The sequence below is a fragment of the Aureibaculum flavum genome (assembly GCF_016406085.1).
GTDB classification, from domain to species: domain Bacteria; phylum Bacteroidota; class Bacteroidia; order Flavobacteriales; family Flavobacteriaceae; genus Aureibaculum; species Aureibaculum flavum.
This window is the reverse complement of record NZ_JAEHFJ010000003.1, coordinates 620,792-633,065: the sequence shown is the minus strand read 5'-3', so window position 1 is coordinate 633,065 and position 12,274 is coordinate 620,792. Positions and strand designations below refer to the sequence as shown.

General features: G+C 31.3%; 11 protein-coding genes. 4 read left to right on the top strand and 7 right to left on the bottom strand.

Going from position 1 to position 12,274, the window contains the following annotated elements:
* Window positions 1-27: 27 nt before the first annotated feature.
* Window positions 28-1,752, bottom strand: coding sequence for a SulP family inorganic anion transporter (locus JBL43_RS08660; protein WP_198841044.1), 1,725 nt, complete (start codon window positions 1,750-1,752; stop codon window positions 28-30).
* A gap of 118 nt (window positions 1,753-1,870) precedes the next feature.
* On the opposite strand from JBL43_RS08660, the gene JBL43_RS08655 reads away from it, so the two are divergent.
* On the top strand, window positions 1,871-2,113 hold the full coding sequence (locus tag JBL43_RS08655) for a MoaD/ThiS family protein (protein ID WP_198841043.1): 243 nt from the start codon (window positions 1,871-1,873) through the stop codon (window positions 2,111-2,113).
* A gap of 51 nt (window positions 2,114-2,164) precedes the next feature.
* Here the strand turns inward: JBL43_RS08655 and JBL43_RS08650 are convergent, their stop codons facing one another.
* Window positions 2,165-2,440: a DUF3817 domain-containing protein gene (locus JBL43_RS08650; RefSeq protein WP_117883869.1), complete on the bottom strand. Its 276-nt coding sequence runs from the start codon at window positions 2,438-2,440 to the stop codon at window positions 2,165-2,167.
* A gap of 184 nt (window positions 2,441-2,624) precedes the next feature.
* On the opposite strand from JBL43_RS08650, the gene JBL43_RS08645 reads away from it, so the two are divergent.
* The 3 genes from JBL43_RS08645 to JBL43_RS08635 all read left to right on the top strand — a co-directional run bounded on the left by JBL43_RS08645 (window position 2,625) and on the right by JBL43_RS08635 (window position 6,372).
* On the top strand, window positions 2,625-5,081 hold the full coding sequence (locus JBL43_RS08645) for a DUF5686 and carboxypeptidase regulatory-like domain-containing protein (protein WP_198841042.1): 2,457 nt from the start codon (window positions 2,625-2,627) through the stop codon (window positions 5,079-5,081).
* A 51-nt stretch (window positions 5,082-5,132) separates the two neighbouring features.
* On the top strand, window positions 5,133-5,555 hold the full coding sequence (locus JBL43_RS08640) for a molybdenum cofactor biosynthesis protein MoaE (RefSeq protein ID WP_198841041.1): 423 nt from the start codon (window positions 5,133-5,135) through the stop codon (window positions 5,553-5,555).
* Between the two features lie 196 nt (window positions 5,556-5,751).
* Window positions 5,752-6,372: a murein L,D-transpeptidase catalytic domain-containing protein gene (locus JBL43_RS08635; RefSeq protein WP_198841040.1), complete on the top strand. Its 621-nt coding sequence runs from the start codon at window positions 5,752-5,754 to the stop codon at window positions 6,370-6,372.
* Window positions 6,373-6,791: 419 nt separating this feature from the next.
* Here the strand turns inward: JBL43_RS08635 and JBL43_RS08630 are convergent, their stop codons facing one another.
* The 5 genes from JBL43_RS08630 to moaC all read right to left on the bottom strand — a co-directional run bounded on the left by JBL43_RS08630 (window position 6,792) and on the right by moaC (window position 12,258).
* A complete protein-coding gene (locus JBL43_RS08630) occupies window positions 6,792-8,561 on the bottom strand; it encodes a MutS-related protein (protein WP_198841039.1) in 1,770 nt (589 codons plus the stop codon).
* 164 nt (window positions 8,562-8,725) lie between these two features.
* Window positions 8,726-9,838: a HesA/MoeB/ThiF family protein gene (locus tag JBL43_RS08625; protein WP_117883863.1), complete on the bottom strand. Its 1,113-nt coding sequence runs from the start codon at window positions 9,836-9,838 to the stop codon at window positions 8,726-8,728.
* On the bottom strand, window positions 9,831-10,667 hold the full coding sequence (locus tag JBL43_RS08620) for a DUF1835 domain-containing protein (protein WP_198841038.1): 837 nt from the start codon (window positions 10,665-10,667) through the stop codon (window positions 9,831-9,833). Before JBL43_RS08620 ends, JBL43_RS08625 begins: the two co-directional genes overlap by 8 nt.
* Window positions 10,660-11,781 carry an NTP transferase domain-containing protein gene (locus JBL43_RS08615; protein ID WP_198841037.1) on the bottom strand — a complete coding sequence of 374 codons (1,122 nt, stop codon included), beginning with the start codon at window positions 11,779-11,781 and terminating at the stop codon, window positions 10,660-10,662. The genes JBL43_RS08620 and JBL43_RS08615 overlap by 8 nt, the downstream gene beginning before the upstream one ends.
* Window positions 11,782-11,784: 3 nt before the next feature.
* The gene (moaC, locus tag JBL43_RS08610) at window positions 11,785-12,258 is read right to left on the bottom strand and encodes a cyclic pyranopterin monophosphate synthase MoaC (RefSeq protein WP_117883860.1); all 474 of its coding nucleotides are present in this window, start codon (window positions 12,256-12,258) and stop codon (window positions 11,785-11,787) included.
* Window positions 12,259-12,274: the final 16 nt, after the last annotated feature.

Below are 12,274 nucleotides of genomic sequence, written 5' to 3'. Positions count from 1 at the left end.
TAAATAGTCAAATAAAAAATGCGGTTGTTAATTTACTTGATCTAAATACTGCGTATATTTTCTCTCTTGATCGAGATTATCTTTATTCAGATAATTATTTACGGCTTCTTGAATGCTCATAAAACAATTTTCTACTCCAATCTGATTTATCAGTCCACTTTTAGCGAAAGCATCCCTTAATGGGCCTTTTATATTTGTAAAGTATATTTTAATTCCTCTACTATTGTATTTTTTCAAAAGTTCATTTAAAGCGAAAACACCGCTACTATCAATATTACTTATAACTTCGGCATCGATAATAATAAGCCTTAAATCTTCACCTTTTTCATAAACTAATTCGTCCAATTTCTCTTTAAAATAATTGGTATTTGCAAAATATAATTGCGAATCGAACCTAACGATTAAAAATTCTTTATCAATTTCAACATCATTAAACCGCCCTTTATTTCTGTAAAAGTGAGCTGTATTGGGCACCTTACCTAATACTGCCATATGTGGTCTTGAAGTCTCAAAAATAACCGCAAAAATAGAAACCATTACACCCACCATAATCCCTTCTTTTATTCCGACAGTTAGCGTAATAATCAAAGTAACCAACATCATTATAAAGTCTTTCTTATCGGTTTTCCATAAAAACCTCATGTCTTTGACTTTTATCATGCCTAAAATTGCAGTAATAATTATGGCGGCAAGTACTGTTTTGGGTAAATAATAAAAAACTGGAGTCAAAAATAAAATGGTTATTAAAATAAACAAAGCAGCAACCACATTAGACATTGCTGTGTTAGCACCGGCTTCTTTATTTATTGCAGATCTAGAAAAGCTTCCTGTAAAAGTATAAGCTCCAAAAAATGACCCTACCATATTACCTAAACCTAATGCAATTAATTCTTTATTTGGCTTTAAATTGGAATCAATTACATCTTCATCTAAGGTTTTTGCAATTGATATTCCTTGTAAAAATCCTGTGAAAGCAAGTGTTAATGCTATTGGCAGTAACTTTTGCATAAGCGACACGTCAAAATGGTGCATTAAAAATGGAGGTAAACCTTTCGGGATATCTTTTACAATTTCAACATCAGATAGGTAATTGCCGAACCATTTCATAACCAAAATACCTATAATAACGACCAATAATTGACCTGGTAATTTTTTATGTATTTTTTTTAATCCATAAATAATTAAAATCGACCCCAAACCAATCAATATAGTATTCAGATTAATTTCAGTTATTTTTTCAAAAAGATTTACAATTATAGTGTGAATTTGATTACTTCGTGCTACATCTAAACCTAATAAATCTTTTAACTGACTAAAGGCTATTATAATAGCAGCGGCAGATACAAACCCGGTTAAAACAGGTCTGGATAAAAAATTAACGATAAAACCCAGTCGAAATATACCCACCAAGAATTGTAGTGCACCCACCATTATGGTGAGTAACAAAACGGTAGTAATATAATTATCTGTACCTACAATTGCTAATGTAGATACTCCGGAAGCAATAATTAATGAATCTAATGCTGTAGGACCAGTGGATAATTGTTTAGAAGTTCCAAAAATAGTATATATCAATTGCGGAATTAAAGCCGTGTATAAACCATAAATAGGTGGTAAACCTGCAATAATGGAATAGGCAATTCCTTGAGGAATTAAAATAATACCAATAGTTAAACCAGCAAATATATCTCCTCTTAAAAACGAGGTTTTATAGTTTGGTAACCAATCTAATATTGGGAAAATTTTATTCATGTAATACATTATTACCCACTTTTAACAGCTATGTTAAATTCAGTTGGCATGTCATTTTTAACTTAATATCTTTACTTTAGCAAAAGTAATGCAATTGAACTGATTTAAATAAAACGAGATGCAAATAAAACTATTGCTTTTTGGCATTGTTAAAGATATTGTTGGTAAAAACACAACAGAATTAGAAATAATTCCCAATACAACGATAACCGATTTCAAAAGCATATTGATTGAACAATACCCAAAACTCGTTCCTTATAAGAATTTTTCAGTAGCCGTTAACGAAAACTATGTTGATGATACATATTTAATCAAAGCCAATGACGTAATTGCCATCATTCCACCAGTAAGTGGAGGATAATGAAACACATTTTTAATTCTTTACAAAGTGGAACAGAAATCTTACTTAAATTTATGCTCTCAAATATTTTTTATCGACATAAAACGTACCGAATGGTATTATAGAAGCAGCCAAGACAATTAAAAATGTCTTGTTATCCCATTTATATTCCGATTTTACCAAAAAAGCCAAAACTACATACGCCACAAATAACAAACCATGTGGCATTCCAAACATTTTAACCCATGATTCATCATGACCAATATATTTTATGGGAGTTGCTATAAAAAGCAGTATTAAATACGACAATCCTTCTAAAATAGCTACAATTTTAAATGTGGTCTTCATTGGTTTTTTATCTTAAATTATGGTCTGCAAAAATAGGGAATTTCAATTCTATTTATATCCAAAACGCAGTGTCTTTCAGCAAATTTTAACAATAATTAAAGAAAACAGCCTCTATTTTTAACAAATTCTTATTATCCAAGCCCATTTTAAAAATTTAGGTTTGCTCATAACTAAATCAACCTCAATGAATATTAAAATCTCACTACTCCTTTTTATTAGTTGCTCTATCGCACAAGCTCAAATTACAGGGACAGTTACCGACGAAAACAATACGGCTTTACCATTTGTAAATATTTACTTACAAGGATCATATAATGGTACAACCTCAAATGATGATGGTATATACCAATTAGATATTAATAAAACAGGTAATTACACTATCATTTTTCAATATTTAGGGTTCAAAACATTAAAAAAAGAGGTTAATATAACCGCATTACCTTTTGAATTGAATATCGTTTTAAAAGAGGATGCTTTAGCGTTAGATGAAGTTCAAATAAGTACTAAAGACAATCCTGCTCATCGAATTATCAGAGCTGCAATTGCTGAAAAAGATAAAAATTTAAAGAAAACGTCCAATTTTACAGCCGATTTTTATTCGCGAGGTATTTATCGGATTAAAGATGCTCCTGAAAAAATTATGGGTTTTGAATTGGGTGACCTCGGTGGTGGTTTGGATTCAACAAGAAGTGGCGTTGTTTATCTTTCTGAAACGATTTCTAAAATTACCAAGAGCGAAAAGGAATTTAAAGAAAACATATTGGCTTCTAAGGTTAGTGGAGATGATAGTGGTTTTAGTTTTAATCAAGCATCTGAAGTAAATTTTAACGTTTATACGAACTTGATAAACCTCGGCGAAAATATTGTTTCACCAATAGCGAATTACGCTTTTAACTATTATAAATACACCTTGGTTAATAGTTATTATGAAGGTGAGTTTCTCATTAACAAAATAAAGGTTGCCCCTAAAAAAACTACGGATAATGCCTTTACGGGATTCATCTATATTGTTGAAAACAGTTGGGAATTTTTTGCTGTAGACCTTTCAGTTACCGGTAAACAAATACAACAACCTATGGTTAAAAAGTTGACGTTAAAACAGAGTTATTCTTATTCTGAAAAAGACAAAATGTGGCCACTATTTTCTCAAAGTATAGATTTTGTTTTTGGCATGTTTGGCATTAACGTAGATGGACGTTTTACAGGTGTATATAGCGATTATAATTTTCAACCCAACTTTACAAAAGCCACATTTACCAATGAAATTCTTTCAATTGAGGACAAAGCCAATAAGAAGGATAGTCTTTTTTGGAAGAATATGAGACCCATTCCGTTAACCGCCGAAGAAATGAATGATTATCAACTAAAAGACAGCATTAAAGAAATTAGACAGTCAGAAAAATACTTAGATTCCATAGATCTTAAGCGGAATAAATTCAAAATAATGAATGTGCTAACTGGCTATAATTATTCGAATACTTATGAAAAATGGGGTTTAAACATTGGCTCACCAGTCTTCAATTCTATGTTTAATACCGTGCAAGGATGGCATACCAATATGGATATCTCTTATTATAAGTATTATAAAGACGAAAACAGAAGTTTTAATATTAGATCCAAAATAGATTATGGTTTGTCAGATGACCAATTGAGATTGAGTGGTGGGTTTACCTATAATTTTAATGGAAAAACCAATTCTTATGTAAGTATAAATGGTGGTAGAAAAATTATGCAATTTAACGAATCAGAACCCATTGCCCCTATAGTTAATGCGGTGAGTTCCTTATTCTTTGAAGATAATTATGCAAAATATTACGATAAAACTTTCGCTTCTATTAGTGGAGGAAAAGAAATTTTTAATGGCTTACGAATGAACTCTTCAATTAGCTACGAAAACAGAAAACCTTTATTTAACAATGCCGATTGGGTAATTCTGAACAAAGATGATGAACAGTACTCTTCTAATAATCCGCTAGAGCCTGATAATTATACATCAACCCCTTTTGACGAACATAGTATTTATAAGTTTTCGTTAGGTGCTACCATTAAATTTGGACAAAAATATATTTCTTACCCAGATCGAAAAATAAATTTATATGAAACCAAATATCCTGCTTTAAACATCGGATATACTAAAGGTTTTGCCGCGAGCGAAAATAAATATAATTATGATTTGGTACAAGCACGACTATATCAAGATTTAAAATTTGGCAATAAAGGAACCTTTTCTTATAACATAAAAGCAGGTAAATTTTTAAATACTGATGAACTTTCCTTTACAGATTACAAACACTTTAATGGAAATCAAACCCATGTAAATCTAGATTTGAACTATACCAATAGTTTTTATTTGTTGCCTTATTACAATTTAAGTACAGACGATCAATACGCAGAGTTCCATGCTCAACATCATTTTAATGGCTATTTGTTACGAAAAATTCCTTTACTAAATAAATTGCAATTTCAATTGGTTGTTGGTGCTAAGGCTTTATTTACGCCTGATAATACACCTTATTCTGAATATTCAGTTGGGTTGGATAATATAGGCTTCGGTAAATTCAGATTTTTACGTATTGACTATGTACGATCTTATTTTAACGGCAAGGCTACTAATGGTGTTGTGTTTGGCTTGAGTTTTTAAAACCCCTGAATTCAGGTATAAATAAGCTTTATAATTGCTTAATTTTGGTTTATGGAAAACACCTCAATACATGTTACTACAGAAAAACTGAATTTACAAGCGTGTTACGACTTTGTTCAAGATGCTTCTTGTGGCGGAATTGCCCTATTTGTAGGTACTGTACGTAATTTAACAAAAAGTAAGGAAGTTACGTTATTAGATTTTTCTACCTATAAACCCATGGCAATTAAAGAAATGCAGAAAATAGCTGATAAAGCCTTGGTCGATTTTGACATTTTAAAAATTGCGATTCACCATGCTGAAGGTGAGTTACAAGTTGGTCATATTCCAGTAATTATTGCTGTTTCTTCAGCTCATAGAAAGGCCGCTTTTGATGCGTGCCAATACGCTATAGATACCTTAAAAGAAACAGTTCCAATCTGGAAAAAAGAACACTTTGTGGATGGTGAAGTATGGGTTAATGCACATCCATAGTTGAGCTTCACTCGGTAACTTCGAAACAAAATGTATTTCGTTTCTTGTTAATCCAAAAGGTAGGGAAAATTGCTATGAATAAAAATATGAAAACAAAATTCCTAACCTTTTTTCAAGGGGAGGTGCCAAAACGTTTTTTTAAGGCTTACTGAATTTTTAAGGGCGGAAGGGTTGGTGTTTTTTTTGAATTTTAAATATGAATAAAAACTTTACAATATTAATAATAATCTTATCCTTTTTTTCTTGTAAAAAAGAAAAACAAAACCTTTTTGTTAGCAATGAAACTATTACTATTGAGACTGAGGTATTAGATTATTCTGATGAGATAAGTCACATTAAGGCATTTGCAAAAAAAGGCAATTACAACAAAGACATTGCTTTTATGATTGATTATAGCATACATAGCGGTAAAAACAGATTTTTTGTAGTTGATTTAAAAAAGGACAGTATCCTAAAAAAAGAGCTGGTTTGCCATGGTGATGGTAAAGGAAAAAATACTACAGGAATTCCGACAGTTTTCAGCAATAAGAGTGAAACCCATTGTAGTTCGTTGGGAATGGCGGTTATGGGCGAAAGAGCCTATAGCAGTTGGGGGAAAAATTATAAATATTGGATAGATGGTCTTGAAAAAACCAACAGTAATATGCGTAAAAGAATTGTGGTGTTACATGGCTGGAAAGGAATGCCTGAAAAAGAAACCTACCCAAACCCCATTGCAACCAGTTGGGGCTGCCCAACAGTTTCTGTTAGCGTTTTAGATGAGTTGGATGAACTATTAAAAGAAAATGAGAAAGTGTTATTGTATTCGTTTAGATAAGCCAATTCTTAATGAGAAAAATTGTAAGGCCATTTATTAAAGCAAAATAAAGCAACAAGACTATTGTAAAAAAATGATCGATTTTTGTGATTTTATAACCCCTATTATATAGATACTTAGAGCCCCTAACAATTAAATAAAAATCTCTTTTTGATATTTAATACTTATAATTTTTAAAATATAATACAGAATTACAAGAATTAGAGGTGACATTATATTCAGAAACAATAATGTTCTGCCATGAACTCTATAGTCATTGTAAAGAATAACTCCAATTAAACCAATTATAAAGAGAGGTATTGTTAAAAATAAACCCGTTCCAAAATTATTCCATTGTCTGTTACGAGTGAATATTAAAAAAAAGTTTATTCCAATACCTAATGCAATTGCTATCTGCGAATAACTTATATAACTATTTTCTAAACTATCTCCATTTTCTTTAATAAAAACGAAGCGTTCATATTTTTACAAACCCCTGTTTTTAGTCGGTAGTCAAAATGCAGTTCATCATTGATGATTTCAGCATCAAAATAATAGTTTTTAATAGCCGTGAGTTCCTTTTCAATTTCGCAAAGGCTAAGGTCGTGTGTAGCAATAATTCCTGTAGAATTTGAAGCTACCAGTTTCTGTACAAACTTTTTAGAACCAATAGCTTTATCGGTACTATTGGTTCCTTTTAGAATCTCATCAAGTATTATAAAATAACGATCAGATTTTATTTGCTCTACAATAAACTTTAAGCGTTTTAATTCCGAAAAGAAATACGACTCATCATCTGCTAAAGAATCTGTAGTACGCATGCTCGTAATTAATTTTATAGGAGAATACTCAAATGATTTTGCACAAACAGGTAAGCCCATATTTGCCATGACTATGGATAAAGAAACGGTTCTTAAAAAAGTACTTTTGCCCGCCATATTTGCCCCAGTAATGATAAAAAATTGCTGGTTTTCAATGGTATAATCATTATCAATACGATTGGTGGTTTTTAACAACGGATGTCCCAATTGCTGGGCTTGAATTACGTTTTTATCTCCATTTAATTCTGGATACACATAATTGGGGTTGTTAAAAGCAAAATTTGCCAGACTATTTTGGGCATCAAAAAAGGCAATGACCTTAAACCAATTTTCAACTTTATCTCTATACGTATTTATCCAATTTTCAATTTTAAATGCCTGATTGGCATCCCATAATAATAAGCCATTACCAACAAAAGCCATTATCATATTATTACGCTGGTCTAACGCATCTAAAATTTTTGAGAATTTTTTAAAAATAACTGAGGCTTTTTCCTTTTCTGTTTTAATGGCTTCTTGTTGAGCAATCAAAATTTCAGAAGAAAAAGTAGAACCTTCTATCTTATCTAACAATTTATGATATTGCTTAAACGTATCCTTTGCTTTTCCGGCATCATCATAAATAGCATTCACCTTTTTTAAATACGCACCCGCAATACCTAAGCCAATAAAAAACCAAACCAATAAAAAATGATAGGAAACAACGTCAACACTGATCAAAACAATCAAAACCAAAGAAATTAAAGCAAAAACTCTTGGTAAAAACGCCATGAATTTAGGTAAACCTGCTTTGTAATTATGGATCCATTTTATAATATGCTTCGCCGGATGTTTTACATTAACCAAACTGCCAATAGCTGAAAATTCTTGTCGCCATTTAGGTATTTTAGACAATTCTTTTATTCCATTTTGCTTTTTATCAATATCATCAATATTATTCAATGTTAATTGATTAGCAAACTCTCTTGCTCCTTCTTTTGTTACTGTTCTGTTAGCAAATTGATAAAATGATCCTTTTCCAAAAAGATCAATATCATAACTATAATAATGATTTGGGTTTTCATGTTCAGTACCCGCATCTAAATCGAGATAATTACCATAAATAATCTCAATTTCCGTATTATTTATTGCTAATAGCTGTTTGATAAAATCTCTTTTGTATTGCAAATCTGAATGTCTTAGCACCAAATACAAAAAAAGAGCAATGCCTATAATTGCAATTGCTGCTACTATTTTAAGGTTTGCAAAAAAGAGGTAAATCCCCAATGCTATCGCTACAAAAAGCAATAACCTAATGGTACTTGACAGAGCCAATTTCTTTTTTAACGTACTTAATTCTAGTTCGTATTTTGTCTTTTCAGACTTATAAAATTCTAATGGTTTTTGCATTGAAGTGGTTTGAATTTTTTATGTTTAAGCGAAAATTAATTATTTTTTTCTCAATTGAAGTCTTTTTTTGACTTGCTTAGCAGGGCTAAGGAAGGAAAAAAAGACAAAAAGTGAGTGAAAAAAAGCAATTTTTTAGCAAATAGAATAAGTTTAAATCATTTCATTCAATAATTGCTTATACCTCCTTTGAGACTTAACATCTTCAAATTAGGATATTTTTCTTTAATTTTTTGAGTTGCCGTATAACTGCTAATTCCTTTTTGACATATAAATATAAACGTTGGTTGGTCCAGTAAATCTAGACTTTGCTCCACGTGACCAACGATATCATCAAATGCTGACAACGGTATTTTTGCATCGACTGTAAAAGGCAAAGATGTTGAAATATCTTCTATTACAGAAATTATTTGAACCTCGTTTTTGATTTTCGAATTTATAATTTGTTTTAATTCATTACTGGCTATTAACAATGACAAATCTTGAGTTTCACAATTGGCATCAAAATAACTATCTTTTTCAAATAGTTGTGAAATTCTTTCTTTATCAAATGTTCGTTTTAGCTTCATTTTGTATTGTGAGTTCTCCAAACTATTATAAATGAGCAACACATCAGTCAAAGGATTTCCAATTCCACAAACCAATTTTAAAACCTCATTAGCTTGTAACAATCCAATAATACCAACAATAGTATTTAAAGTGCCTATTTCTGAGCAATTGGGAATGGCATCCTTAGAAATTTCTGGAAAAGCATCACGAAGATTGGCACTAAATTCACTGGTCTTTTGCTGAATATTAAAACTAGCTACATAACCGTCAAACTTATAGAGTGAACCATAAATAAATGGTTTGTTTTTTAACACACAAACATCATTCAATAAGTATTTGGTGGGCAAACTATCTGTACAATCAATAACATAATCAACACTTATCAATAATTCAAATATGTTCTTTTTGTTAATAACAAAGTGATGCTCAAACACCTCGGTAAACGGAGCAATTTTTCTTAAATAGCTCCCTAAAACCGCTACTTTTGACTTCCCTACATCTCCAGTAGTAAAAAATAGTTGACGGTGTAAATTAGTAATGTCTACCATGTCAAAATCTACCAAATGAATAGTGCCAATTCCACTTCCCGCTAAAGAAGTAGCAACTGAATTTCCTAAACCACCACAACCCACAATCAAAACACTTGTTTGTTGTAGTTTTTGCTGTCCGCTCTCACCTATTTCAGACAACGTAGTTTGACGTTTGAACAATTGTTTAGCAGTTTTATGCATTTATAATTCTTTTTCCAGATTCATTTAATCGATAAATTTCGTCATTCATAGAATAATAGGCATTCAATTTATCTAAATAATTAGCATATTGTAAATCTCCAAAACCATAAACTGTTTCAGTACGTTGCCACAACAACATTTCTCTGATGATTTGATTTTTGTTTAAGTTTTCTCCATCAATAAGTTCTAACATTTTTTGTTGGATTTGATTCAGGCCGTTTGACTTGGGAAAACGTTCTAAATGTTGGATGATAGCCATTTGAAAATAGGCAAAATCAGGTTTTTGATTAAAATCAAAAGCCTTTAATTCTTCAGGATTATTATTAACATAGATTTCCCAACATTTTTTCGCAAATAAAAGTTTTTTGCGACTTAATTTCTTTTTCTTACCTAATAATTGAGGATAAGATTTAGCATCATAATCGCCTAACGTTTGCAATTGATCTTTGCCATTTTCTTTACCTGTACAAACCAAATGATACATTACAGATTTATCGTAACTCTCCAATAAATAAGTACATAATGCCATTAGATTTATTTGACAAAACAGATCATATTCAAACCATAAAATAATTTCGTCATATTTAGCAACATTCTCTAATTTAACAATCTCTTTAATGGTTTTGTCAAAGTATTCTAATTTGCCAATACCCAAATCATTCTCAAAATAGTTATATCGTTTTTTCCAAAATTCATCACTACCTACTTCCTTACAGATCGGACCTTCACAAAGCATTTCTCGCCAAATAATTACATCTCCTTCAATTTGAGATTGACTAAAAATAGAAGCAGTGCTATCACCATTTAAAATATGTAATGTCTTAGCCATTGATTTCCTTTATGGCTTGTTGATACTCTTCTGGGGTATTTATATTGCGTATCAATTCATCATCAACCTCAACAATTTCAACCTCCGAATTTATCAATACTTTACGCGGACATGCATACCCTTGTGCTAAATAACCCAACAATATTGGATATGCTTTTGGCTCATAAATGGTAATTAACGGTTCTACAAAAGTTTTGGATTTCCCTTTTATTGCAGTCGCCATTTTTGAAGGGTTCCGATGCTTTAAAAGTAACTGAATTACTTCAGAATCTACAAAAGGTAAATCGCTAGCAAATACCAGCCAAGCTTTATTCGGATCATGTTGAAATGCAGAACATATAGCTCCAAATGCTCCTAAATCGAAGAATTTATCTTCTATTATTTTGTCAACTTCTGAAGACATACCACTTGCAACAGAAATATAGGTGTCTAATAAGTTTCTTTCTAGTAATTGTACGGCATGATGCCTCTGTGGTTTACCATGGTAATCTAACTCCGTTTTATCTTGACCCATTCGAGTACTTTTACCACCGGCCAAAACCAATCCATTAATTGGTGCTATTTTTTCTTGAATTAAATTATTGATATGTCTAGCAATGGCATCTTCTTCAGTTATTGAATAGGCTTTAATATTTCTTATATGTGGAAATTTTTCAAGTAAACAATCAAAATAATCAACCTCGTCATTCAATTTAATAATGAATTGAATTCGTGTTAATTGATCTAAACGTTTTTTTACAGAAGCCTCCTTTTCATTGTCTAAAATTAAGATCTGCTTTTCTCCTTGATAATGGTTGCCATTAATAAAAACTAAATCGTGTTGAGATAAACGAATACGCTCGTTATACTCGTTTAACTCAGTTTTTATTGTGGTCTCTAAACTTCCTGAATGATGAAACACAAAACTATCAAAATCTTGTTGCGTCTCCGAATCTCTATGCGAAGCATCTAAATAGCCAATTTTAGCCTCTTTTTGAAGTTTTTTACTCATTTTTTGAACAAAAGTGGCAATTACGGAGCATTTTGTGCCCAAAACAGCAATTTCATTTGGTGCGAAATTTTCATTTTCACGCCTTTTTAATTTTGTATGTTTTTGGTGTTTCTTTTCCTCCATTACTTAACCTTTAAAATCTGATTTACCTCCCGTTTTTTCTAACAACTTAACCTCTTTTAATATCATATGCTGTGAAATACTTTTACACATGTCATATATGGTAAGAGCAGTAATTGTAGCTCCGGTTAATGCTTCCATTTCAACTCCAGTTTTACCTTCAATTTCTACAGTACATAAAATTTCCGCATGTTCATCATCAATAACATCAATGTCTATATCAACACCATTAATAGCCAATGGATGGCACATCGGTATTAGATCTGAAGTCTTTTTTACCGCTTGAATCCCAGCCACAATAGCCGTTTGAAAAACAGGCCCTTTTTTGGTGGTAATATCGTTAACTTTAAAATTAGAAACGACTTTCTTACCTAAGAACAACGTAGCTATAGCAGTGGCCTTACGTTTGGTAATGGCTTTATCGCCAACATTTACCATTTTAGGCTGATTTTTCTTGTTGATATGTGAGAATTTGTTCACTTCGATGTTATTTTTT

Coding starts and splice junctions, on each gene's coding strand:
- JBL43_RS08645 (WP_198841042.1), top strand. CDS start 2,625: ATGAATATTAAAATCTCACTACTCCTTTTTATTAGTTGCTCTATCGCA.
- JBL43_RS08635 (WP_198841040.1), top strand. CDS start 5,752: ATGAATAAAAACTTTACAATATTAATAATAATCTTATCCTTTTTTTCT.
- JBL43_RS08620 (WP_198841038.1), bottom strand. CDS start 10,667: ATGGCTAAGACATTACATATTTTAAATGGTGATAGCACTGCTTCTATT.
- JBL43_RS08655 (WP_198841043.1), top strand. CDS start 1,871: ATGCAAATAAAACTATTGCTTTTTGGCATTGTTAAAGATATTGTTGGT.
- JBL43_RS08640 (WP_198841041.1), top strand. CDS start 5,133: ATGGAAAACACCTCAATACATGTTACTACAGAAAAACTGAATTTACAA.
- JBL43_RS08615 (WP_198841037.1), bottom strand. CDS start 11,781: ATGGAGGAAAAGAAACACCAAAAACATACAAAATTAAAAAGGCGTGAA.
- JBL43_RS08660 (WP_198841044.1), bottom strand. CDS start 1,752: ATGAATAAAATTTTCCCAATATTAGATTGGTTACCAAACTATAAAACC.
- JBL43_RS08630 (WP_198841039.1), bottom strand. CDS start 8,561: ATGCAAAAACCATTAGAATTTTATAAGTCTGAAAAGACAAAATACGAA.
- JBL43_RS08650 (WP_117883869.1), bottom strand. CDS start 2,440: ATGAAGACCACATTTAAAATTGTAGCTATTTTAGAAGGATTGTCGTAT.
- JBL43_RS08625 (WP_117883863.1), bottom strand. CDS start 9,838: ATGCATAAAACTGCTAAACAATTGTTCAAACGTCAAACTACGTTGTCT.